The organism is Legionella cincinnatiensis (genome assembly GCF_900452415.1).
Taxonomy (GTDB): Bacteria; Pseudomonadota; Gammaproteobacteria; order Legionellales; family Legionellaceae; genus Legionella; species Legionella cincinnatiensis.
Genome location: NZ_UGNX01000001.1, coordinates 3997905 through 4021512, shown reverse-complemented (window position 1 = coordinate 4021512; position 23608 = coordinate 3997905). Strand labels below are relative to the sequence as shown.

Genomic DNA, 23608 nt, shown 5'->3' with positions numbered 1-23608 from the left:
GGTGATTTCCTGAGATATGATGAATGGTATCGAATGGGCGAACAAATTGGTTCATTGATTTAACAATCAATATTAAATAGTATACTATGATCATTAGGTTGAATACTCCGCTTTTGGTAAGGGATGCTAATAAGGAATTTTAACTATGATTAATCGCTTAAATACTTCATTAACGCGTAGTTAACAAAAATTTTTAGCTTCAAGCTGGTTGCAAATTTGCTTTTTGCATTCATGAGTCAATTGCTCCATAAATAATAAAACTTAAACGCTACTTGCTTGTAAGTTCTACTTTTATTTAATCGAATAATGGATATTAACTTGCGTAAAATTTATAAAAGCCCATACGTTTATTATTTATTTATATTCCTTGTATTATTTAAAAATGCATTTTCGAGTACAAGAGATGATATTGATTTAAAAGTTACTCAATACATTGATAAAAGTTGGGATTTATTAGTAAGAGAGGATTGGCTTCAATCTAGTTTCGATCCTAAATTATCAGTAAGCGAATTTATAGTTTATTTACCTCAAGGTGAAAACCTCAAAAAAGTCAAATCAAAAAATATAAAAATAGCAAGCCAAGTTAAGTTTGAATATTTACCCCAGGATCGTACATCGATCATGAGGCATGGTTTGCTTTATTTGCCCTATCCTTATGTGGTACCTGGAGGTCGATTTAATGAAATGTATGCTTGGGATAGCTTTTTCATTGAATTGGGACTACTAGAAAATAAGCGATTTAATCTTGCCAAAAATATGGTAGACAATTTAATTTATGAAGTAATAAATTATGGAATGATTTTAAATGCCAATCGTACCTATTATTTAGGAAGAACCCAGCCTCCATTACTCACAGAAATGATATTAGCTTATTATAATAAAGTTCCAAATAATATGTGGTTAAAATCCACATTGCCAGCGATTGAGAAACTTTATCAGTTTTGGACATCCCCACCACATGCGATTCCTAATATTGGTTTGTCCCGATATTACTCCAGTGGAGAGGGGCAAACCCCTGAAGAGTCACCACTGTATTATAGAAAAGTAGTAAATTATTTTAATACACACTCTGTCACTGATTATGATAAGACTCTTTTCTATGATAACAAAAAAAATCAGTTAACAAACTATTTTTATATTGCAGATCGAACAATTAGAGAGTCTGGTTTTGATATTACAGCAAAATATGGGCCTTTTGGTGCTGCTATTTTAGATTATGCTCCGGTAGATTTAAATGTTTTGTTGTATCAAATGGAATGCGATATACAAAGAATATATGAAATATTAGGCAATAATAATGCAGCAAATAAATGGCAGAAACGAGCAAAAATTCGTGCAAATAATATAAATTTCTATTTATGGGATGAAGCCACAGGTTATTATTTAGATTACAATTTTAAAAAGCAAGAGCGAAAATATTATCCATTTGCCACAACTTTTTATCCCTTATGGGCTGGAATCGCCTCTAAAGAACAAGCCGCAGCTGTAGTAAAGCATTTACCCGATTTACTCATGAAAGGAGGCATTGTAACTAGCACGAATTATTCTGGATTACAATGGGATGCTCCATTTGGCTGGGCTCCTATGCAATATTTTGCTGTATTTGGACTTGATAAATATGGTTATAATCAATTTGCTATAGAAGTAGCTACTAAATTTATTAATACAATAAATAGAGGATTCCAAAAGGATCATGCAATATTTGAAAAATACGATGTTAATATCATAAGTACTCAGACCGATAATAAAATTAAATACAGTTATACGAGTAATGAGATTGGATTTGGATGGACTAATGGTGTGTATTTAATTCTTTCTAGATATCTTAAAGAATCTAAAGTTTAAAACAGCAAAAATGAACATCCAGTTAAACCGATACATTTCCTGCCATTTTCAAAAAATTTGAATTTTCTGATAGAGGTTCTCTTTTACTAAGGTCTTGCATGTCAGAGGTTTGTGCCTGAGAAAAGAAATGGACACCACTTCGTGAAAGAGTACTTTGCTCCTCTTTAGAGGGAATGTTTGCTGGTGTAGTTAATGTTTTTTTAGGCGTAATTTTCACTAAACCCATCCCACCATTTCTCTGTAAAGGAGTTTCATAATTGAATGATAACTGCAAATTTTCTTCTCCAATGAGTTCAATTTTGTAGGTTGCCAAGATACGAAATAAAGAAAGTAATTCCGTCAGTGCAATTCGAAGACCTGGGCAGCGTCTTGCTCCGGTTTTGAAGGTAAGAAATCTACCTTCTTTTTGCAATGCTCCAGGCTTATAAGAGTCTGGGCTTTCGGAAAAAAAATTGGCATTATAAATTTCTTTATTCCTTTGTTTAGGTCCCCATCGTTCAGGGAAGATGTCATTTGCAGTAATTAATTTTTTACCAACAGCTTTTTGTCCCTCTTCAGAAAGAACAATGTCTGGGAAATGTTTCTCATGGGTGTGCAAACTTTGCATAGGTATAAACACTAAGGCGCCCGCCGGTAAAGTGAAAGAAAAATCATCAATACTAAGAGTGATCGCCTCATTAATTATTTCGGGCACCATAGGAGCGGGAGGGGATAATCGTAACGCTTCCAGTAAAACAGCCTCAGTATAAGATAAAGCATCTTCTTTTTTAACCACATCCCAAGGAGAATGCAATTCGAACGCCTCTCCTGCTAACATTTTTTGCTGAATTTCTTGTTTGATGATGGTATGGATTCTTTTATCTTGGAGCGCGATTTTTAGAGAGGTAATCAAGGCTGTAGCAGTCGCATCAAAACCTAATAAAGGAATAAACAAGCTTTCATTGATGACATCCCTTATCAAGGTAGATAGTGGCGTATTATCTAAGTGCAATTGTGAATATTTGATCAAAGATTCGCATTGTTCTGCAGTTAGTTTTGTGGTGGAGTTGATTTCCATTTTTTGCAATTCAGGAGCTGCATCTGGATTGCTTAAAACGCGCACCTTTAACAAGTAATTAAGCCAACTCTGTTCCACCATTAATTGCTTTGAAATGGCTTCTTGCGAAAAGATGAGTTTGTAGCCTAAGCCTAATACTTTGCCTCTTAAAGCCAACAGCTCTTCTTCCTCTGAATTTTTAATAGGATCTAAGCTAAATAAGCAATCTATTAACTCTTTTGTTATGGTTGAACTATAAAGTTTTTCAAAAGGTTGAACCACATTTTCCCCAAAGTAAGTCGCAATTAATACTCGGCGCGAGAGTTTATCCATGAGTTCACTTAACGATTGTCTTTGAATAATTTGTTCCAATTCATATTCTTTAAAAAAATCAGCAACAATTTTGGCAACATGCCGTCTATTTGATTCATTACGAGAAAGAATGGATGCACGAATTTTCGAATGGGTTTCTGATCCTAAAACAGAAGACATTAAATTGTCAGGGCCTAATATAAGCGCTAAACGTTGAAAAAAGGGTTTTTGGCTAAATTTTTTCTCATTAGATTTTTCGTAGAGTTGTTTAATTGCCTGCTGATTAGAAAGAACAAATACTTTCGTTAAGTCAGGTAAACTGAAACAAGCTATGCCTGAACCTTCGTCAAGAGAACGAGCACCAAGATCTGCAACAAAAGTCATAAAATAAGATTGCAGTTGTGCTTTTTTAGCAGGATTAGTTTTTAATAAAGTAATGTCTTTTAAAAATGTAAGATAATGGCTTACTGAAGGATAGGTTAATTTGGCAACGGTATCTTTTTCTTCTTTTGTGTCTATTTCTTGCGAGCTACTTTTCCATATTTTAGAAACATATGAAGCAATATTTTGAACCTTTTCAATAATAGTATCTATGATTGAATCCCATATAGGTAAAGGTTCTTCACTCATTATAATGTAGTCTAATTGATCATCTTGCTCTTCCATAAAAGTCCTCGTAATTATAATGATGTGAAATCGGGTATTGTAATCTACTTTTTTAATATCTAAATATAAATTTATGATTCTTCTTATTCACTGCTTAATGGGTCTATTTAACCCATGAAAAAATCCCCCTTTTTGCAGCGTAACTTGCGATTGCTCAGCTAGAATCAAGAAAAAAAGCAGTAGTGTATTTGCAAATGATTCTCATTTATGTAATAAGATAGGGTTGGATTTAAAGAAAGGATCATTAAAAAATGAAACATATTTGCAAAATAGCAATTTTTCTCGGCTTGACTCCATGTGCATTTGCTAATCATTTTTTTTCCTATTGTCCTGTTCATACTTGGCATAAAGTGAGTAGTTTGAATGGCGACTGGAAAGTCAATTTGCGTATGATAAACGAAAAAGGACTCTTTGTTGATCAAGCATGCCAGCCGATCAATCGAGTACAAATTTCAACTGCTAATCCTCTCTCCTATGGATTTGGTTTTAAGGAAGATGCTACTTTTGATATTGCCTATACAGTAACTGCTGTGCAGTTGACGAAGGGTTCAAGTTTTGAATCTAAAGCTTGTGTCTTTGTGGTCACGGCCAATGGCCCGGCACAACCAGATATTCAGGCTTTAGGTTATCACGGCGCAACTTGTCAATGGAAAATTATACCTGGAATTGGGGAAGATTTTATTGTGAGTTAAATTAATGTGAGTATCGTATAAGCGAACGTGGATTTATTGCGACCCGTTCGTAGCGTTGTTTCGAAGCCTTATACCAGGCCTTCGAGATGGGGCATTTTGCCCCTCCTCAGGCTGAACGGCCTTAAATAGTCACTGGATCCTTATTTTTAAATTGCGTGGGGATAGCTCAAGACGGCATAAATGCCCTCTCAGGCTGAACGGGGCGAGATAGCGAGGGGCTCTAAAAAGATTCTTTATAAGAAGCTCACGTTATTTATCTTTTAGAATTAACGCTTTTTCATATAATTCATTTTTATTTGCATTACTAAGCTTACAGGCAATAGCTACTGCTTGTTTTAATGGAAGTTCTTCCAGTAAGACTTTGAGTAATTTTTCATGAGCATCATGTTCCAGAGGAGTGGGACGTGGAGGAATAATCAAAACAAATTCCCCTTTTATATGAGCAGGTTCTGCTAATAACCACTTTCTAATGTCACAAATAGTGCCAATAAGAAAACGTTCAAACGTTTTGGTTAATTCCTTTGCTAAAACAATATCACATTCTTCACCATATATATCGCCCATGTCATTAATACAATCAACGATGCGATGAGTTGATTCGTAAAAGATTAACGTATGAGGCTCGGTGCGCAAAGATTCAAGCTTTACTTTTCTTGCTTGTTGTTTTGCCGGTAGGAAGCCTAGAAAGAGAAATGAATCGCAAGGAACTCCAGCGGCACAAAGTGCTGTAATGAGGGCACAAGGACCAGGAATAGGGATAACAGGGATAGCATTTTGGTGTGCTAGCCTCACTAATAAAAAACCAGGATCACTAATTAAAGGGGTTCCTGCATCACTGATTAAGGCTGCAGATTTTCCTCCTAGAATTTGTTCGATCAACTCTTTGCTTTTATTGTTTTCGTTATGTGCATGCAAAGATTCGAGATGGTTTTTTATTCCTAAAGCGTTTAATAATTGTGCTGAATGCCGTGTATCTTCAGCTAAAATAAAATCAACAGACTTAAGTATTTCTAATGCTCTAAGCGTAATATCCTCACGGTTTCCTATAGGAGTGGCAACAATATAGAGCGTTCCTATGCCTGTTGCTAGTGAGTTATTCATGGTTTATCCTCTTGGGTTATTGCTTACTTAATGTTATGAAACATGTTAATAAATTCAATAAAAATTAGGGCATTTTTTTTACTGATCTCTACTTCCTTTCTTTGCCAATGCACTACAGCAGTTACTCCTCCTGAAATGGCACCCCCTGTATTGGCGTCAGAACCCAAAGCAGAAAAGAAAAAATTAGTAAGTCCATATTCTAAACCTACTTCAAGTTACCTTGCTCAAGCTAAAACCCAAGAGGGAATAGAAAAGCAACAATCTTTACTTAAAGCTGCAGGCCATTTGATTTCAGAGGGCAAGTGGCGACAAGGCTCTGCTATTTTAGCACAGACTTCGGATTTAACGCCGATACTTGCAGATGAAAAAAATCTTTTATTAGCACAAATTGATTTGATTCGTGAGCGTCCGCAAAAGGCGTTAAGTCAATTAACCAAAATTACAGCGCAAGACGAGTTATCTCTTTATCAACAGGTTCAATATCATGAGCTTCTAGCAAAAGCCTATGGCACTATAGGTAGACCTTTAGACTCAGTAAAGGAACGTATAAAACTTGAATCGTTAATCACCGATGATGAACACCAAACAAATAACCGTCGTGCGCTTTGGTTGACACTCATGCGTATTCCTCAGGCTGAATTAACTGCTTTAGCTGCTAAGCTGCCTGAACAATCAGTGTTACAAGGATGGATTCAATTAGCTTTGATTTCACATCAATATCGCGATCATTCAAAATCCTTACTTGCGGCTTTAGATCAATGGCAATCTCATTTTAGCGATCATCCAGCAAACCATATTCTACCTAACCCCCTGGATTCGATTGCAAACAAAATTCATGATCGACCCAAACAAGTAGCTCTTTTATTACCGCTAACTGGCGCATTACAAGGGCCAGGAACTGCGGTACGGGATGGATTTATGGCTGCATCTAAAAATAACCAGGGTGATACGCCAATAAATGTGAAAACTTATGATACTAACAGTGGTGATGTGACCGTATTGTACCAAAAAGCAATAAATGAGGGTGCAGATTATATTGTAGGTCCTTTAACAAAATCACAGGCGGCTGCAGTTGCAGCATTATCGCATCCTGTTCCTACTTTGCTATTAAATGATTCAGCTACTCCTATTCAAGAAAATTCTTATTCATTTGCCCTTTCACCAGCTAATGAAGCAATTCAAGTAGCACTAAGAGCAAAAAATAAAGGATATAGTCGTGCTTTAATTATTGCCCCTGGAAATGCTTGGGGTAATGAGATCAGGAAATCATTTAGTCAACAATGGCAAAAAAGTGGGGGGCGTGTTGTTGATACGCTCTTATATGGTTCCAATGATGATTTAAATAAAAAAATGAAAGATTTTTTACAAATTAGCCATAGCCAAAAGCGTGAAAAAAAAATAAGAGAATTGTTAGGTCAAAAAATTCAACCTGTGACCAGTCGTAGACAAGATTTTGATATGATTTTTTTATTGGCGTATCCCTCTAAAGCACGACAGATTATGCCCTTGTTAAATTATTATTATGCTGGAGATGTCCCCGTTTTTGCCACCGCAAGTGTTTATGGAGGTAGCGCCAATCCATTGAAAGATAAGGATCTTGATGGAATTATTTTTTGTGATATTCCTTGGGTTTTTGCGCATCAAGCAGGTTCACGAAATTGGCCAGAACAATTTAATAGTTATAATAGGCTGTATGCCTTGGGAGTAGATAGTTATACTTTGGCAACACAACTGAATCAGTTGATGTTATTCCCTGCAGATGAGGAGCACATGGGGGATGGTATTTTATACCTTAAGCCATCACAACAAGTGGCACATGTATTAGAATGGGGACAGTTTAGAGATGGTCTTGTACATTCTTTAGGTGAGACAGTTTAATTGATGACTCAAGAGAAAGGACGTGTGGCTGAAGAAAAAGCTTTAGCCTACTTAACAAAACAACGCCTTAAATTGATTGTGAAAAATTATCGTTGTCGTTTTGGCGAAATTGATTTAATTATGCATGACAATAATCACCTTGTTTTTATAGAGGTTCGTTCACGAGTTTCCAATCAGTTTGGTGGTGGTAGTTCAAGTGTTACTTATACAAAAAGACAAAAAATACTAAAAACAGCTACATTTTTTATACTTGAACATCAAAAGTATCATCAATGTGCTCTTCGTTTTGACGTTGTAAGTATTGATGGAGATGCAGCATCGATTAGCTGGATAAAAGATGCTTTTGGAGCCGATTATTGATTTAACATTTAGGGTTTGTTGACCATTCATTTCTATCCCTATTACGTGCGCATAAAATGCAGCGCGGAGACAGTGGGGTGCGATTGCCAACAGACTCTCGTTTTTTACTGAGGTAGAGGTTTAATATTATGGTACAACTGGAAGAACGAGTGAGGCATTTATTTGGTGTAAATATTGAAACCAAAATTGCTCTTGCTGATGCTTTATCCGATTCAATTGCCAGAGCAGGCCAACGTTTAGTAAATTGTTTGCTTACTGATGGGAAAATATTACTTTGTGGGAATGGTGGCTCAAGTGCTAATTGCATGCATTTTGCGAGTGCCATGCTCAATCACTTTGAGGTGGAAAGACCATCACTTCCGGTAATTAATTTAAGTACGGATGCAACCAGTTTAAGTTCTTCAGCTAATGACAATCATTACAATCAGGTTTTTGCTCGGCAAATACAAGCCTTAGGCCAAGAAAATGATGTCTTGCTTTTATTAACTACTTCAGGGAACTCGGATAGCATGTTACATGCACTTCATGCAGCAAATGAAAGAGGCATGGATACTATTGCTTTAAGTGGACGGGATGGGGGAGTTCTTGCAAATCATTTAGGACCCGAAGATATTGAGTTGCGGGTTACATCTGACCATTCTGCCCGAATTAGGGAAATGCATTTGTTCATCTTACATTGCTTTTGTGATTTAATTGACCAGTCGTTATTTGGCCAACTTTTGGGGTAAAACATGCATTTAAAATTAAAATCAATCTTTTTTCTTTTAATAGCGTCTTTATTAACAGGGTGTGTCGCTGCTGTAGTTACGGGGGCAGGGGCAGTCGCTGGCATGGTGTATGATCGGCGTGGTGTAGTTACAATGGAAGCTGATGCTCGTTTATTTCATCTTATTCATAAAGCCATAATAACAAACCATCAGTTTAGTGATTCGCGTATTATTGTAACAAGTTTTAATCGTGTAATATTACTTGTAGGACAAACTCCAACACCTTCTTTACGTATTCTAGCGGAAAAAATTGCTCGGGGAACTCCAGGAGTTCATCGCGTTTATAACGAAATCACTGTAGGTTATCCTATTCCACTTACAGAACGTTCTAAGGACAGTTGGATTACAAGTCAGGTACGTAGCAGAATGTTAGCCAAAAAAGGTCTTGAGTCAGGATCAATACGTATCGTGACAGAAAATGGTGTTGTTTATCTGATGGGTATTGTCCATGATGAGCAAGCTGCTCTTGCAGTGGATGCCGCCCGTCGAGTTAATGGGGTACGTAAAGTTGTTAAAACGTTTCAGTACATACACTAGTTAAATATGTTAAAACAAGGACGTTTGATTTTATTTATAATAGGAATTTTCTTATTGCTTCCAGGCTGCATTGGTGGACTATGGACAGGGGCAACTTTAGTCTATGATCGGCATGATGTCTATAAAAAGCTCGATGATTACAGTTTATTTTTAAGAGTGAATAACGCAATAATGGTTGATAATTTATTTAAAAATAATCAATGCGTTATCGATATAGCCGTTTTCAAAGGGGATATCTTATTAGTTGGCCATGTACCCACTCAGGAAATGAAGAATGAATTACATCGGCGATTAACCATGGTAAAAGGTTATCGACGGATGTTTAACCAGATAGGAGTGAGCTCTGCGCCCTCTACCTCCCTGGAAGACAGTTGGATCACTACCAAAATTAGAAGCCAAATTTTTGCTGATGGCTCTATCGATCCAAATGCATTTAAAGTGATTACTTCTGATCGAGTTGTTTATTTAATGGGGGATGCGCATGAGGAACAGGCGGTAAAAGTAATTAATATTTCAAGAAGAACAGCAGATGTTGTTCGCGTCGTAAAGTTACTTAAATATTTTACTTATCAGAATCAGCTTGCGTGATAGTCCTAAAAAACAATTGAGTTTCAAAATAAACCCAACTGTTTTCTTAGGATATACTTTTAATGAAACTGTCCTCTATCAGGTCGTTTACGCATTTTCTTTAAATTAGATTGACGCAACAATCCCGTAGATCCATTAATATTTTCTAGTTCGTCGAATTTATTGTTCGAATTACAAGGGTGGGTTCTACAGTGTTGTCGGTATTCGAGATGATGTTTGTTATGTTTATGGTGTAGGCCATCGCCATAACGAACGAGCATTTTTTGTTGCAGATTAGCTGCTGTATGTTGGATCTTATCAGGCATGTTTTTTCCTTTTTCGAGGTTAATAAACACTACTTATTACCTGAATGGTGATAATAAGCTCCACACTTTAAGTATAGACGGTAAATTCAAATGAGGGCCGCCTCATTTACAATTAAAGAATCATTTGATAGTGTCTTGAAAAAAAGCGTATTCATATAAGGATCATGATGACGCATTGTATACGTATGTTTTTGTTAGCTTGTTGCATAACCCTTCCTTTTCTCTCCACTACATTTGCACAATTACCCAAAAATATGGATAAAAATGTAAGTGAATATTCTTATTCACTAGCATTACAAGCAGCTACTTGGGGGTTACCTATTGTTACTATGTATAATCTGCGCTATAACGATGCATTGAAGCTTGATGCTAAATCCAGGCCAAACTCAATTTGGCGTCTGGAAAATATAGCGACTCCATCTCTTTCTGAACAAGCAGGTTATGTTACTCCAAATACAAATGTCATCTATGGATTTGGTTTCTTAGATTTATCCAAAGAACCAATCATTTTAAGTGTTCCTGATTCAAATAATCGTTATTATATGGTTCAGCTTTTAGATATGTATACTAACTCATTTGCTTATGTAGGTGGGGTTACTACAGGCTATAAAGGAGGAACTTATGCGCTTGTAGGGCCAAATTGGAAAGGGAAATTACCTAACCACATCACGCGTATTGAGGCGCCTACACCTTGGATTTTAATCCAGCCACGCGTCCATGTTGTTAATGATGCAGACTTGCCAGGTGCCCAAAAGGTCTTGAATGAAATAACGGTCACAGGTATGGCCCAATATCTGGGGCAAACACCCACGCCTTTACCCCCATATAATTTTATCAAACCGGAATTGGTTAATCCTAACTTACCAGTCAGTGCGGTTGATTTTAAAGATCCTGTGCAGTTTTGGCAGATTTTATCGGCAGCAATCAATGAAAATCCACCGCCAAAAGACCAGATCAGCGCTTTATTACCCATGTTTAAACCACTTGGAATTGAATACGGAAAACAATGGGATGCGGGAAAAGTTTCACCTATTATTTTAGAGTCTATGAAACGCGCCGCACAAGAAATTGGCCCTCTTAATGCAAATTTACCCCTTGGTATGTTTGTTAACGGATGGTTCATTCCACCACCTGATATTGGTAATGCGAAAAACAATTATTATTTGCGGGCAATTATCGCACGTGTTGGATTAACAGCGAATATTCCACGTGAAGCGATTTATTTTATGACAAAAAGAGACAGCGAATCGAACGATTTATTGAGTAGTAAAAAATATACAATAACTTTCAAACAGTTGCCTCCGTATATTGCTCCGGGGTTTTGGTCTTTAACTTTATATAATTTGCATAATAATTATACTGTTGAAAATCCAATTCATCGATATTCACTTGGTAGTGATAATCAAATGAAACGGAATGCGGATGGATCGCTTACAATTTATATTCAAAATACGAGCCCGGGAAAAGATAAGGAAGCAAATTGGTTGCCTTCGAGCAAAGACGGCCAGCCCTTCTATTTGATATTACGCTCCTATGCACCAGGAAAAGCAATAGTAGACTCATTATCTGATTCAAAAGCGTTCACTGTTCCGGCGGTGATCGAATTACCATAATTTTAGAGGGAAAATGAATGAATTACCTACATACAATGGTTAGAGTGTCAAACTTAGAGCAATCACTTGATTTCTACTGCAATAAATTAGGACTTATTGAGGTCAAGCGTACAGAACATGAAAAAGGTCGATTTACACTCATATTTCTCGCTGCACCCAATGATTTAGAACAAGCAAAACAGTCTAACGCTCCGCTGTTAGAACTTACTTATAACTGGGATCCTGAAGCGTATGATGAAGGTCGTAATTTTGGTCATTTAGCCTATCGCGTTGATAATATTTATGAAACATGCCAACGATTAAAAAAATTAGGTGTCATCATTAATAGGCCGCCACGCGACGGTCATATGGCATTTATTCGTTCTCCAGACAATATTTCTATAGAATTACTGCAAAAAGGAGATGCGCTACCTCTCCAAGAGCCATGGGTGTCTGAACCAAATATTGGTCATTGGTAGGCATTATCCAGATACACGCTTACAAGGAGCCGCTTTGCCAGTGATTCACTACCTAATACCTACCTCTTGACTTGGCCTGAATTTACTCCAAGTTTTTTGACTTGTGAGTAAGCGACAATGAATTGGCAGGAACTGGCGGCTTTTTAGTATAAAAACATTGCTTTATGACTAAGTTAAGGTCGTAATGATCTTTTTATGTGATATAATGCTCATTCATAAGTGAATGATTTTTGAACAAAGAAGAGTCATGTTTTCGAAATGCTCTAACTTCTTTGTTCGTTCAACAGTAAAAGGCATTAGGACCTACAATAATCGTATGTTTTCAAACAGTATACCTGCTCCACATAGTAAAGAATTTCTTGAGTTGCAAAAAAAGTTATTTCAATTTAAAAAAATACCCGTAGAGGTGACTTTTTTATCCCGGGGCACACAGCTTATTGGATTAAATATAACTCAGGCAGAGCCCCATTTTTTAAGTACTGCTCCAGTATATCAACCGCAAATATTAAAATCGCTTTCTCAAAATGAAAAACAAGAATGGTTGAAAATGGCTAAGAATTATTATGCACAAGTAGGTCAATATGAACTATTATGTGATGTTAATTGTCTCACGAGCAAATCAGAAAATGGTATATCTATGTACTATATTGACCATAGCTTACTAGAAGCAAAGTCTTATAATCCACTTAATCTCGTCGTAGAAGATTTAAAGGAATACCCAAAATCTGATTTTTAAAATTAGCATTGGTGTGAAAGTTAAATGATATTTTTAGAGCAATAGAAATTACGCTGGATCTAGTGGATAAGCTTTTAAATGTGGATGGGCTTTCTTTCCCTAGACTAACTATAAGTTTTGTATAAGAGAACATGGTTTTATTTCGAACCGTTCGGACTGAGGAAGCGCATAGCGCTGTCTCGAAGCCTTAACACAAATTTTCAAGTTCTGTGCCAAGGCTTCGAGACGGCATAAATGCCTCCTCAGCCCGAACGGTTCGCAATGAAGACTGGATCTAAAAAGATTCTTTATCCGAAACGCCTCAGTTATGGATAAGAGATCGAGTGATTACTTCGCTCCGTTCGGGCTGAGGAGGCGCCCCAGCGCCGCTTCGAAGCCTTGGCAGGTACTTTGGAACTCGATGACAAGGCTTCGAGACGGCGTAAATGCTTTCTTAGCCCGAACGATTCGCAATGAAGACTGGATCTAAAAAGATTCTTTATCCGAAATGTCCCAGTTATGGATAAGAGATCGAGTGATTACTTCGCTCCGTTCGGGCTGAGGAGGCGCCCCAGCGCTGCTTCGAAGCCTTGGCAGGTACTTTGGAACTCGATGACAAGGCTTCGAGACGGCGTAAATGCCTTCTTAGCCCGAACGATTCGCAATGAAGACTGGATCTAAAAAGATTCTTTATCCGAAACGTCCCAGTTATGGATAAGAGAGCGAGTGATTACTTCGCTCCGTTCGGGCTGAGGAGGCGCCCCAGCGCTGCTTCGAAGCCTTGGCAGGTACTTTGGAATCCGATGCTAAGGCTTCGAGATGGCGTAAACGCTTTCTTAGCCCGAACGATTCGCAATGAAGACTGGATCTAAAAAGATTCTTTATCCGAAATGTCCCAGTTATGGATAAGAGATCGAGTGATTACTTCGCTCCGTTCGGGCTGAGGAGGCGCCCCAGCGCCGCTTCGAAGCCTTGGCAGGTACTTTGGACTTCGATGCTAAGGCTTCGAGATGGTGTAAACGCTTTCTTAGCCCGAACGATTCGCAATGAAGACTGGATCTAAAAAGATTCTTTATCCGAAACGTCCCAGTTATGGATAAGAGATCGAGTGATTACTTCGCTCCGTTCGGGCTGAGGAGGCGCTCCAGCGCCGTCTCGAAGCCTTGGCAGGTACTTTGGACTTCGATGCTAAGGCTTCGAGATGGTGTAAACGCTTTCTTAGCCCGAACGATTCGCAATGAAGACTGGATCTAAAAAGATTCTTTATCCGAAACGTCCCAGTTATGGATAAGAGATCGAGTGATTACTTCGCTCCGTTCGGGCTGAGGAGGCGCCCCAGCGCCGCTTCGAAGCCTTGGCAGGTACTTTGGAACTCGATGACAAGGCTTCGAGACGGCGTAAATGCCTTCTTAGCCCGAACGGAGCGTGATAGAGACTTTATAACTGACGTTAAACTAACGAGAAGTTACTCCTAAAATCTTATTCGTTTTTCATCCCTAACATAGGGGCTGAGGGATCTTGCTCTATTTTTGCTCTATTTTGAAGATCTTCCTTATATAACTCATAGTGTAATTCGAAGTGTTCTGTAACTAAATTCGTAGTGTCATTAATTATTGTAGCCATTTGAGATGAGGGATCCACACATTCTTTTAACAAGGATGGAACTGTATGAAGAAGTTCCGTAGGGGTTAATTGTTTGTATTCTTCTTTCCATACATTATGGTTAACCCAGTTTAATGCTGGTAGAACCTCATAATAGTTATGATATCCTTGCTTGTAAAAATTACAGCCAGCTATCACCATACCCAGAAGTAGCGTTTCATGTGGATCTTTTGCTAGATCTAATCGGCCTGCTTTGAACAAAAGGCCTAATGATGCTTGCATTATCGCACCTGTAGTTCCTGACACGTCAAAAAAATGGGGAAGATTCATATGATCATGGAGGTGAAGTGTTCTGCCAGTTGCATCATTTACTATTACACTACGAAGCTGGGGAATGTTAGGCATAGGATCATCAGTACTTTTATTTGCAAGAGATTCCAGAAAATGACTTACCGTAACAAGTTCTGCATCTGATATTTGAGCACCTTGTGTGTATAGTTGCATTTGTAAATGAGCAAAAGGTGATCCTGGCGCTTTGATGTATGGAACATGAAAACTCTTTAATGAATCCATTAATTCTTTTATGAAATTCTCTAAGCCAACTACGTCTTTTCCAGCATTTTTAGCTCTTTCAATTTTGCAGTTGTTACTTCCATAAGCATTAGCAATCATACCCAGAGGTGAAAGGACAACTTCAAGTACTCTTAAAAATTGTTGGGGTGTGGTTTGATGCTCCCCTTTTAGTATTTTTATTAATAAATCATGGTTCTCCAGTACGTCTCTAGAGCGGCTTTCTGGTGCGCTTGCTCCTATCTCAAAAAGACTCTTAAGCGCATTTCGATTTAGCTTTTCTAATTCTGTACCCAGCTCAAAACCAATAATAGTAGCAGCATGAAGAATTTCTGGTTTTGGATTTCTAGCAATGCCAACTGCTGTGCGCATTAATAAATAATGTTCTGGACAAACAGCTGATATTTTATCAATTGCACATAATTTGCCATAGGTTTTTCCTAAGGCATGTACAACGGAGGGATGTGGTCTTTTTCCATTTGGAAATGGTGGCTGTAAAGCAGCATTTTCTCGTGATGAATGAAATGTTGGTACAATTGTTGATAATGTAATCTCTTTTGCAATCAATTGCTTTTCAGGTTTATTCCACTCCTGAGTAAATCTTTCAGCAGCATAGGAGGATATTCCCCGACTAAACATTCCATCTAGAGAGTTAGCAACAAATTTATCACGATAGATTTTAGGATAATTTTTTGTAATTGCAAACATTTTAGTAACCTCATTGTGTACCACATACGTGATAAAAAATTAAACTGATTTAAATAATGATGTCTCTGATGACGTATTGGATAAGTAGTTTTTGTTATTATGGTTTCTATTAAATCTTATCGTGTAATATTGGTCCAATTTAATATATGTATATGTTGTATCAAAATATTTGATAATTTATTAATTTCAATAAGTTAACGTGAGTTATGGATAAGGATATAATTATAACGATTCTCTATCACGATCTGTTCGGGCTGAGGAAGCGCGTAGCGCTGTCTCAAAGCCTTAGCACGAATTTTCAAGATCTGTGTTCAGGCTTCGAGACGGCATGAATGCCTCCTCAGCCCAAACGGGCCAAAATGGAGGCTGGATCTAAATAAATTCTTTATCCGAAACTCACGTTAAGTTAATATTAAGAGTTAATAGTTTTTAACCCAAACTTAACTTAAGCCGCAGCATCCATTTGAGGTAATAGAGCTGGGTACTGTTGTTATTAGTACAATAGAAATCAGATAATTATGTTCATTTATGAGAGGGTTTCTTCCGTTTAGCGTATTGGATACTATTTGGGAGCAAGCAGTAAATAAAATAGAACATTGATTATTCATTCAGGTTGCATTATAATTCGCGCGGTGAAACTTAGGTGAATATGTGAACAAACAGCTAAGTAGGCGCGGCATTGTTCGGCTTTGGCTTGTGCAAATAAGCGTTACATTGGTCTTTACAGTTTTTTGTGTACTAGCATATGGTGCTAATGCAGCAATTTCGGCATTGCTTGGTGGGATGGTTTGTATCATTCCCAATGCATATTTCGCAATTAAACTATTTAAGTACCACGGTGCACGCTCAGCCAGGCAAATTGTAAATAGTTTCTATAAAGGCGAAGCGCTAAAGATATTTATATCCATATTCCTATTCACTGCGGTGTTTCTTTTCTTTAAAATAACGCCGCTCGCGTTTTTTGTATCATATATTATGATACTGATGACGCATTGGTTCGCCCCGTTGATTATTAATAAACAGAATAGGCCTGAAAGTGACTGAAATGGTATCTAGTTCAAACTATATTAAACATCATTTAACGTATCTTAATTATAATGTTAGTGATATGACCTTTGGTTCAGGTGGTTTCTGGACTTTACATCTTGATACACTGTTTTTTTCTATTACATTAGGCGTGGTAGTTTGTGCTCTAATGTATTTTGGTGCCCGTAAGGTGACAACAGGAGTTCCTGGTAAGCTGCAGAATTTTGCGGAAATCATGCTGCAATTTGCGGATAACCAAGTAAAAGATTGTTTTCATGGAAAAAATAATTTAATAGGCCCTCTGGCGTTAACCATCTTTTTATGGGTCTTTCTAATGAATTTTATGGATATCCTGCCAGTAGATATATTACCAGATATTGCTCAGGCTGGAGGTATTCATTACCTTAAAGTAGTACCTACAACAGATTTAAACTTGACTTTTGCACTATCAATCACAGTATTTATGCTTATTATTTTTTATAGCATTAAAATAAAAGGTCCTAAAAAGTTTCTAAAAGAGCTTACACTACAACCTTTTAATCATCCCGGATTCATACCTTTTAACCTGTTGCTTGAGTTGGTAGGCCTTATTGCTAAACCTATTTCTTTGGCACTCCGGTTATTTGGGAACTTATATGCAGGCGAATTGATTTTTATATTGATCGCGCTGTTAACCTTAAATGCTGCAACATCATCACCAGTAAGTACTGCGACCTTAGGCTCAGCTCAATTTATTTTGGCTTTGGCTTGGTCAATATTCCATATCTTGGTGATCACATTGCAAGCATTTATTTTCATGGTACTAACTATTGTTTACCTTAGTTTAGCGCATGAAGATCACTAACCGATTTTAATTTTCATCCATTCATTGTAAAGGGGATAAATATGCAAGCCGCTAGTTTAATAGCACAAATTCAAAGTATGACCGTTGTTGCGGTTGCCTTGTTAATTGGTTTGGGTGCGTTGGGTACAGCGATAGGATTTGGTTTGCTTGGTGGCAAATTCCTTGAAGGCTCAGCTCGTCAACCAGAAATGGTTCCAATGCTACAAGTTAAGATGTTTATCGTTGCTGGTTTATTAGATGCCGTAACCATGATTGGAGTAGGTATTGCGTTATTCTTTACTTTCTCAAATCCTTTCCTTAGCGGTATAGGTTCTTGATAACACATAGTTGAGGGCGCAAAGCGCCCTAATTGTTACAGGAGATAACGGTGGAAATTAACTTAACACTAATAGTACAAATGCTGGTATTCGCAGCTTTTGTTTTGTTTACAATGAAATTAGTTTGGCCTCCTTTGGCAAAAGCTATGGAAGAGAGACAAGACAAAATTGCTGATGGTTTAGCGTCTGCAGAACGTGGTCGAAAAGAGCTTGAGCTAGCGCAACATCGCGTCAAAGATGAATTAAAGCAGGCAAAAATTCAATCGACTGACATCATTGAAAAGGCAAATAAACGCGCTGCTCAAATCATTGAAGAAGCAAAGGAAGCCGCTAAGCATGAAGCTCAAGTACAGATGAAGCTTGCACAAGAACAATTGATGCAACAGATAAATCATGCAAAAGATGATTTGCGTAAACAAGTAGCAAGCTTAGCAATAACCGGTGCTGAAAAAATTCTGATGCGTGAAGTAGATGCCAAAGCAAACACTGCATTGTTAGATAACTTGATAGAAGAGATTTAAAATGTCTGATAGTACCACCATAGCCAGACCCTATGCTAAGGCAATTTTTGAATATGCTTTAGGGGAAAATAAATTAGCTGAGTGGTCAGCGCATTTGAGAAATCTTGTTCTAGCCGTGTTGACTCCAGAGGCGGAGAAGTTTGTAGCTAATCCAGCAACAACTGTTGAACAACATATCGAATTGCTGCAGACAGCGGTTGGTATAAAGTCAAATGATGATAGACCAATAAATAACGTTATCGCATTATTAGCTACGAATAAGCGCCTTATGTTATTACCAGAGATTTATGCACTTTATGAAATACATCGCGCAGATCAAGAAAAAACCCTAGATGTGAATGTATGCAGTTATTCTGAGTTATCAAGTGCACAACAACAACGCTTAATAGAATCATTGAGTCAACGCTTAAAGCGTAAGGTCTCGTTAAAAATCAGTATTGATCCTTCCTTGCTTGGTGGAGCAATAATTCGAGCGGGTGATTTAGTTATAGATGGTTCAGTTCGCGGCAAGCTTAATAAGCTTCGCACCGACTTAGCCGCTTAATTTAGAGGATAGTTTCCATGTCAGAACAAGTCGCATTAAATCCTTCTGAAATCAGCGAATTAATCAGAAAGAAAATAGAACACTTTAGTGTAGTATCCGAAGCACGTAATGAGGGTACTATTGTTAGTTTGAAAGACGGTGTTGTAAGTTTGCATGGCCTTGAAGATGTAATGGCTGGTGAAATGATAGAATTCCCAGGCGGCACTTATGGTTTGGCTCTTAACCTTGAAAGAGATTCAGTAGGAGCAGTTGTTCTAGGTGAATATTCTTCTTTAGCTGAAGGGCAAAAAGGTAAATGCACCGGTCGTATTCTTGAAGTTCCAGTTGGAAAAGGTCTTCTCGGCCGTGTTGTTGATGCATTAGGAAATCCAATTGATGGTAAAGGCCCAATTGAAACATCCGGTATGTCACCAATCGAAAAAGTTGCTCCTGGCGTTATTGCACGTAAATCGGTAGATCAACCAGTACAAACTGGATTAAAAGCAATTGATGCGATGATTCCAGTTGGACGTGGTCAACGTGAATTGATTATTGGTGACCGTCAAACAGGAAAAACAGCAATTGCAATTGATGCGATCATCAATCAGAAAGGTACAGGTGTTAAGTGTATTTATGTAGCAGTGGGGCAAAAAGCTTCTTCTGTTGCGGCAATTGTACGTAAACTCGAAGAACATGATGCTTTAGAGCATACTATTGTTGTCGTCGCTGGCGCCTCTGATTCAGCTGCCTTACAATTTATTGCGCCTTATGCGGGTTGTACCATGGGTGAGTATTTCATGGAACATGGTGAAGATGCTTTAATTGTATACGATGACTTAACCAAACAAGCTTGGGCTTACCGACAAATATCATTATTGTTGAGAAGACCACCAGGTCGTGAAGCATATCCAGGTGATATTTTCTATTTACACTCACGCTTATTAGAAAGAGCAGCACGAATTAATGCTGATGAAGTGGAAAAACTGACTAATGGCGACGTTAAAGGAAAAACAGGTTCATTAACAGCATTGCCAATTATTGAAACTCAAGCAGGTGACGTATCTGCATTCGTACCCACGAATGTTATTTCTATTACCGATGGTCAGATTTTCCTTGATGTTGATTTATTCAACTCAGGTGTGAGACCTGCGATCAACTCTGGTCTTTCTGTATCACGAGTGGGTGGTGCTGCACAAACCAAGATCATGAAAAAGCTAGGTGGTGGAACTCGTTTAGCGCTTGCTCAGTTTCGTGAGTTAGAAGCATTCTCTCAATTTGCTTCCGACCTTGATGATGCAACACGAAAGCAATTAGAGCGTGGCCAACGAATTACCGAACTTATGAAACAAAAACAATACTCGCCATTATCCGTTGCAGAAATGGGCACCGCATTGTTCGTCGTAGAAAAAGGTTATTTGGATGATGTGCCTGTAAATGAAATTGCAGCATTTGAGGCCTCGTTGCATGACTACATGCGTACGTCGCATCCTGACTTGTTGCAGTTGATTAATGAAGCTGGCGGTTATGATAATGACATTGAAATGAAATTGAAGAATGCTGTAGAAGACTTTAAACGTACAGCAAGTTGGTAAGTCAATTTTAAGGCGAAATGAGATATGGCTGGAGCAAAAGAAATCCGTTCGAAAATTTCGAGTATTAATAAAACTCGAAAAATTACTCGTGCGATGGAAATGGTAGCAGCAAGTAAAATGCGTAAAACTCAAGAAAGAATGCGCGCATCTAAACCTTATGCTAATAAGATCTACGCAGTGGTAAAACACATTGCTCGTGCACACTCAGAATACAGACATCCGTTTATGAGTCATCGCGAGATTAATCGTATAGGTCTTATTGTTGTGACTACAGATCGAGGTTTGTGTGGTGGTTTAAACGTTAACTTACTCCGCGAAACTGTAAAAACAATTCGCAGTTGGAAAGAGCAAGGAAAAGAAGTTGATCTTGCTGTTATTGGTCGTAAAGGACAGGCATTTTTCAAGCGTGTTGGGAGTAATGTTCTCGGTTCAAAAGATCATCTAGGTGATACCCCTAGTATTAATGACCTTATTGGAATTGTAAAAGTGATGCTGGATGCGTTTAACAATGGCACCATTGACGCATTGCACATCGTATACAATGAATTTGTGAACACCATGACACAAAAACCTGTGGTGAAACAATTATTACCATTGCCAAAATCAGAAGAAGACAGTAAGACAATGGGACATCATTGGGATTATATTTATGAACCTGATGCTAAAGAGTTACTGGATAATCTTTTAGAACGTTATATCGAATTACAAATTTATCAAGCGGTAGTTGAGAATATTGCTTGCGAGCAAGCAGCTAAGATGATTGCAATGAAAAATGCAACGGAAAACGCTGGTGATTTGATTAAAGAATTTCAATTGGCTTATAACAAAGCTCGACAAGCTGCTATTACACAAGAATTGGCGGAAATTGTCGGTGGCGCAAGCGCTTTATAAGAGGGTATAAAATGAGCTTAGGAACTGTAGTAGAAATTATTGGCGCGGTTGTGGACGTAGAGTTTCCCCGTGATAATGTCCCTAAAATTAATGATGCATTGAAACTTGTTGATGGTGATTTGGTTTTTGAAGTACAGCAACAGTTGGGTGATGGTGTCGTTCGTACTATTGCCATGGGAACAACGGATGGCCTGAAGCGCGGACTAAAAGCTGAAAATACAGGTGATCCTATCCAAGTCCCTGTTGGTAAAAAAACTTTGGGACGGATTATGGATGTTTTGGGGCGTCCAGTTGATGATGCAGGCCCTATTGGGGCTGAAGAGCATTGGTCTATTCATCGTAAGCCACCCACGTACGAAGACCAAGCAGGTAGCCAAGAGTTACTTGAAACAGGTATTAAGGTTATTGACTTACTTTGCCCATTTGCTAAAGGAGGTAAAGTGGGCTTATTCGGTGGTGCCGGAGTAGGTAAAACCGTTAATATGATGGAATTAATTCGTAATATCGCCATTGAGCACAGTGGATATTCAGTATTTGCGGGTGTGGGAGAGCGTACTCGTGAAGGAAATGACTTCTATCATGAAATGAAAGATTCTAATGTATTGGATAAAGTATCACTCGTTTATGGTCAGATGAATGAACCACCAGGTAACCGTTTACGCGTTGCTTTAACTGGTCTGACTATGGCAGAAAAATTCCGTGATGAAGGGCGTGATGTGTTGTTATTTATTGACAATATTTATCGTTATACGCTCGCAGGGGTTGAAGTATCTGCGTTGCTGGGTCGTATGCCTTCTGCGGTGGGGTATCAACCGACATTGGCGGAAGAAATGGGTATGTTACAAGAACGTATTACCTCAACAAAAACAGGTTCTATTACCTCAATTCAAGCGGTTTATGTACCTGCAGACGACTTAACTGATCCATCGCCTGCAACAACGTTTGCTCACTTAGATGCTACAGTGGTATTGTCACGTCAAATTGCAGAGTTGGGTATTTATCCTGCAGTTGATCCATTAGATTCAACTTCACGTCAATTGGACCCTCTCATTGTAGGACAAGAACATTACGATACAGCCCGTCGTGTCCAACAGACATTACAACGATATAAAGAATTAAAAGATATTATTGCAATTCTTGGTATGGATGAGCTTTCTGAAGAAGATAAGCGTGTTGTGACTCGTGCGCGTAAAATTCAAAGATTTTTATCACAACCATTCTTCGTTGCAGAAGTCTTTACTGGTTCTCCAGGAAAATATGTATCTTTAAAAGATACGATTAAAGGTTTCCAAGGCATTCTTGCTGGTGAATATGATGAGTTACCAGAGCAAGCATTTTATATGGTTGGTAGCATAGAAGAAGCGGTTGCTAAAGCTAAAACCCTATGAGGTAAGCAAATATGACTAGAACAACGCACTTAGATATAGTTAGTGCTGAACATGAAATATTTTCCGGTTTAGTTGAAATGATTATTGCAACTGGAGAATTAGGCGAGATAGGTATTACCGCTGGTCATGCTCCTCTACTTACTGTTCTGAAACCAGGTGAAGTGAGACTTACTTTACCTGGCGGTAGCCAACAAATTTATTATGTTCAAGGTGGTATGCTGGAAATACAGCCTAATTGTGTTACTGTTCTTGCCGACGAGGTTGAGCGCGCTGATCATCTTGATGAAGCAGCTGCTCTTGCTGCAAAAGCTCATGCTGAAGCAGCAATGGCCAATAAAGGCGGTGAGATGGATTATTCTGTTGCTGCTGCTGAATTAGCACGAGCAGTTGCTCAAATTCGTGCGATTCAAAAAGTTAGAAAAATAGTTAAGTAATTATTCATTTCTTCTCGCATTATTACGAGCTTCTTTTATCATTCTTCTCTAAGAGAAGCTCTTATTCATCAAAATCCTCTTGTATCACGTCATCCTTAAACTAAAAGCATATTAATAGATAAAAAGTTGCGATTTGCCCTCGTATGCAATTGAATTGCGTTGCATTAATTCAAACTATATACTTCGCACGGTTTATAGTTTTATAGGAGTATATTTTGGGAATTTTACAGCAAATTAGAAGTGATGCTAATTTCTTGAGGAGCTTAATTGATACATTAAGGACCGGGGAATAAAAGTAACTGGAGGACCTCCTCACACC

The 23608-nt window shown here is 38.1% G+C and carries 23 protein-coding genes; 19 read left to right on the top strand and 4 right to left on the bottom strand.

Annotated elements, in window-relative coordinates; translation table 11 throughout:
• Positions 1-306: 306 nt before the first annotated feature.
• Positions 307-1845, top strand: coding sequence for a trehalase family glycosidase (locus DYH34_RS17520; protein WP_058464239.1), 1539 nt, complete (start codon positions 307-309; stop codon positions 1843-1845).
• 22 nt (positions 1846-1867) lie between these two features.
• Here DYH34_RS17520 and DYH34_RS17515 read toward each other — a convergent pair whose 3' ends face one another.
• The gene (locus DYH34_RS17515) at positions 1868-3859 is read right to left on the bottom strand and encodes a cytochrome P450 (protein WP_058464240.1); all 1992 of its coding nucleotides are present in this window, start codon (positions 3857-3859) and stop codon (positions 1868-1870) included.
• 251 nt (positions 3860-4110) lie between these two features.
• Between DYH34_RS17515 and DYH34_RS17510 the strand changes: the two genes are divergently transcribed.
• The gene (locus DYH34_RS17510; protein WP_058464241.1) at positions 4111-4551 is read left to right on the top strand and encodes a hypothetical protein; all 441 of its coding nucleotides are present in this window, start codon (positions 4111-4113) and stop codon (positions 4549-4551) included.
• Between the two features lie 249 nt (positions 4552-4800).
• Here DYH34_RS17510 and rsmI read toward each other — a convergent pair whose 3' ends face one another.
• A complete protein-coding gene (rsmI, locus tag DYH34_RS17505) occupies positions 4801-5652 on the bottom strand; it encodes a 16S rRNA (cytidine(1402)-2'-O)-methyltransferase (RefSeq protein ID WP_058464242.1) in 852 nt (283 codons plus the stop codon).
• A 42-nt stretch (positions 5653-5694) separates the two neighbouring features.
• Here rsmI and DYH34_RS17500 point away from each other — a divergent pair, with 42 nt between their 5' ends.
• From DYH34_RS17500 to DYH34_RS17480, 5 genes are all read left to right on the top strand, one after another.
• The gene (locus DYH34_RS17500; protein ID WP_058464243.1) at positions 5695-7530 is read left to right on the top strand and encodes a penicillin-binding protein activator; all 1836 of its coding nucleotides are present in this window, start codon (positions 5695-5697) and stop codon (positions 7528-7530) included.
• A 3-nt stretch (positions 7531-7533) separates the two neighbouring features.
• Positions 7534-7890, top strand: a complete 357-nt coding sequence (locus DYH34_RS17495; RefSeq protein WP_058464244.1) for a YraN family protein — start codon at positions 7534-7536, stop codon at positions 7888-7890.
• Between the two features lie 128 nt (positions 7891-8018).
• Entirely contained in the window at positions 8019-8618 is a 600-nt protein-coding gene (locus DYH34_RS17490) for a D-sedoheptulose-7-phosphate isomerase (RefSeq protein WP_058464245.1), read from the top strand.
• A 3-nt stretch (positions 8619-8621) separates the two neighbouring features.
• Entirely contained in the window at positions 8622-9194 is a 573-nt protein-coding gene (locus tag DYH34_RS17485; protein WP_058464246.1) for a BON domain-containing protein, read from the top strand.
• Between the two features lie 6 nt (positions 9195-9200).
• Positions 9201-9782, top strand: a complete 582-nt coding sequence (locus DYH34_RS17480) for a BON domain-containing protein (protein WP_058464247.1) — start codon at positions 9201-9203, stop codon at positions 9780-9782.
• Positions 9783-9841: 59 nt separating this feature from the next.
• On the opposite strand, the gene DYH34_RS17475 is transcribed toward DYH34_RS17480, so the two are convergent.
• A complete protein-coding gene (locus DYH34_RS17475; protein WP_058464248.1) occupies positions 9842-10087 on the bottom strand; it encodes a hypothetical protein in 246 nt (81 codons plus the stop codon).
• A 167-nt stretch (positions 10088-10254) separates the two neighbouring features.
• Here DYH34_RS17475 and DYH34_RS17470 point away from each other — a divergent pair, with 167 nt between their 5' ends.
• From DYH34_RS17470 to DYH34_RS17460, 3 genes are all read left to right on the top strand, one after another.
• Complete coding sequence (locus DYH34_RS17470; protein WP_058464249.1) at positions 10255-11700, top strand: DUF1254 domain-containing protein; 1446 nt, start codon at positions 10255-10257, stop codon at positions 11698-11700.
• A 17-nt stretch (positions 11701-11717) separates the two neighbouring features.
• On the top strand, positions 11718-12158 hold the full coding sequence (locus tag DYH34_RS17465) for a VOC family protein (RefSeq protein ID WP_058464250.1): 441 nt from the start codon (positions 11718-11720) through the stop codon (positions 12156-12158).
• 247 nt (positions 12159-12405) lie between these two features.
• Entirely contained in the window at positions 12406-12894 is a 489-nt protein-coding gene (locus tag DYH34_RS17460; RefSeq protein ID WP_058464251.1) for a hypothetical protein, read from the top strand.
• Between the two features lie 1458 nt (positions 12895-14352).
• Here DYH34_RS17460 and DYH34_RS17455 read toward each other — a convergent pair.
• Complete coding sequence (locus tag DYH34_RS17455; protein ID WP_058464252.1) at positions 14353-15753, bottom strand: hypothetical protein; 1401 nt, start codon at positions 15751-15753, stop codon at positions 14353-14355.
• Between the two features lie 651 nt (positions 15754-16404).
• On the opposite strand from DYH34_RS17455, the gene DYH34_RS17450 reads away from it, so the two are divergent.
• The 9 genes from DYH34_RS17450 to DYH34_RS17410 are packed head-to-tail and all read left to right on the top strand — an operon-like array spanning position 16405 to position 23289.
• The gene (locus tag DYH34_RS17450; protein ID WP_058464253.1) at positions 16405-16797 is read left to right on the top strand and encodes a F0F1 ATP synthase subunit I; all 393 of its coding nucleotides are present in this window, start codon (positions 16405-16407) and stop codon (positions 16795-16797) included.
• 1 nt (position 16798) lies between these two features.
• Positions 16799-17623 (top strand): F0F1 ATP synthase subunit A, encoded by an 825-nt coding sequence (gene atpB, locus DYH34_RS17445; RefSeq protein ID WP_058464254.1) that lies wholly within the window; start codon positions 16799-16801, stop codon positions 17621-17623.
• Positions 17624-17664: 41 nt separating this feature from the next.
• Positions 17665-17940, top strand: coding sequence for a F0F1 ATP synthase subunit C (atpE, locus tag DYH34_RS17440; RefSeq protein ID WP_003633911.1), 276 nt, complete (start codon positions 17665-17667; stop codon positions 17938-17940).
• A gap of 50 nt (positions 17941-17990) precedes the next feature.
• Positions 17991-18461: a F0F1 ATP synthase subunit B gene (locus tag DYH34_RS17435; protein WP_058464255.1), complete on the top strand. Its 471-nt coding sequence runs from the start codon at positions 17991-17993 to the stop codon at positions 18459-18461.
• 1 nt (position 18462) lies between these two features.
• A complete protein-coding gene (locus DYH34_RS17430) occupies positions 18463-19005 on the top strand; it encodes a F0F1 ATP synthase subunit delta (RefSeq protein WP_058464256.1) in 543 nt (180 codons plus the stop codon).
• 17 nt (positions 19006-19022) lie between these two features.
• The gene (gene atpA / locus DYH34_RS17425; protein WP_058464257.1) at positions 19023-20576 is read left to right on the top strand and encodes a F0F1 ATP synthase subunit alpha; all 1554 of its coding nucleotides are present in this window, start codon (positions 19023-19025) and stop codon (positions 20574-20576) included.
• Between the two features lie 24 nt (positions 20577-20600).
• Positions 20601-21467, top strand: coding sequence for a F0F1 ATP synthase subunit gamma (gene atpG / locus DYH34_RS17420; protein WP_058464258.1), 867 nt, complete (start codon positions 20601-20603; stop codon positions 21465-21467).
• 11 nt (positions 21468-21478) lie between these two features.
• The gene (atpD, locus tag DYH34_RS17415) at positions 21479-22855 is read left to right on the top strand and encodes a F0F1 ATP synthase subunit beta (protein WP_058464259.1); all 1377 of its coding nucleotides are present in this window, start codon (positions 21479-21481) and stop codon (positions 22853-22855) included.
• 11 nt (positions 22856-22866) lie between these two features.
• Positions 22867-23289: a F0F1 ATP synthase subunit epsilon gene (locus DYH34_RS17410; protein WP_058464260.1), complete on the top strand. Its 423-nt coding sequence runs from the start codon at positions 22867-22869 to the stop codon at positions 23287-23289.
• The last annotated feature ends 319 nt before the right edge of the window (positions 23290-23608 follow it).

Bases quoted from the DNA above. Each gene is read 5' to 3' on its own strand.
- atpB (WP_058464254.1), top strand. From the start codon at position 16,799: ATGGTATCTAGTTCAAACTATATTAAACATCATTTAACGTATCTTAAT.
- atpE (WP_003633911.1), top strand. From the start codon at position 17,665: ATGCAAGCCGCTAGTTTAATAGCACAAATTCAAAGTATGACCGTTGTT.
- atpG (WP_058464258.1), top strand. From the start codon at position 20,601: ATGGCTGGAGCAAAAGAAATCCGTTCGAAAATTTCGAGTATTAATAAA.
- DYH34_RS17460 (WP_058464251.1), top strand. From the start codon at position 12,406: ATGTTTTCGAAATGCTCTAACTTCTTTGTTCGTTCAACAGTAAAAGGC.
- DYH34_RS17455 (WP_058464252.1), bottom strand. From the start codon at position 15,753: ATGTTTGCAATTACAAAAAATTATCCTAAAATCTATCGTGATAAATTT.
- DYH34_RS17500 (WP_058464243.1), top strand. From the start codon at position 5,695: ATGTTAATAAATTCAATAAAAATTAGGGCATTTTTTTTACTGATCTCT.
- DYH34_RS17410 (WP_058464260.1), top strand. From the start codon at position 22,867: ATGACTAGAACAACGCACTTAGATATAGTTAGTGCTGAACATGAAATA.
- DYH34_RS17485 (WP_058464246.1), top strand. From the start codon at position 8,622: ATGCATTTAAAATTAAAATCAATCTTTTTTCTTTTAATAGCGTCTTTA.
- atpD (WP_058464259.1), top strand. From the start codon at position 21,479: ATGAGCTTAGGAACTGTAGTAGAAATTATTGGCGCGGTTGTGGACGTA.
- DYH34_RS17475 (WP_058464248.1), bottom strand. From the start codon at position 10,087: ATGCCTGATAAGATCCAACATACAGCAGCTAATCTGCAACAAAAAATG.
- DYH34_RS17520 (WP_058464239.1), top strand. From the start codon at position 307: ATGGATATTAACTTGCGTAAAATTTATAAAAGCCCATACGTTTATTAT.
- DYH34_RS17495 (WP_058464244.1), top strand. From the start codon at position 7,534: ATGACTCAAGAGAAAGGACGTGTGGCTGAAGAAAAAGCTTTAGCCTAC.
- DYH34_RS17430 (WP_058464256.1), top strand. From the start codon at position 18,463: ATGTCTGATAGTACCACCATAGCCAGACCCTATGCTAAGGCAATTTTT.
- atpA (WP_058464257.1), top strand. From the start codon at position 19,023: ATGTCAGAACAAGTCGCATTAAATCCTTCTGAAATCAGCGAATTAATC.
- DYH34_RS17515 (WP_058464240.1), bottom strand. From the start codon at position 3,859: ATGGAAGAGCAAGATGATCAATTAGACTACATTATAATGAGTGAAGAA.
- DYH34_RS17510 (WP_058464241.1), top strand. From the start codon at position 4,111: ATGAAACATATTTGCAAAATAGCAATTTTTCTCGGCTTGACTCCATGT.
- DYH34_RS17490 (WP_058464245.1), top strand. From the start codon at position 8,019: ATGGTACAACTGGAAGAACGAGTGAGGCATTTATTTGGTGTAAATATT.
- rsmI (WP_058464242.1), bottom strand. From the start codon at position 5,652: ATGAATAACTCACTAGCAACAGGCATAGGAACGCTCTATATTGTTGCC.
- DYH34_RS17465 (WP_058464250.1), top strand. From the start codon at position 11,718: ATGAATTACCTACATACAATGGTTAGAGTGTCAAACTTAGAGCAATCA.
- DYH34_RS17470 (WP_058464249.1), top strand. From the start codon at position 10,255: ATGACGCATTGTATACGTATGTTTTTGTTAGCTTGTTGCATAACCCTT.
- DYH34_RS17480 (WP_058464247.1), top strand. From the start codon at position 9,201: ATGTTAAAACAAGGACGTTTGATTTTATTTATAATAGGAATTTTCTTA.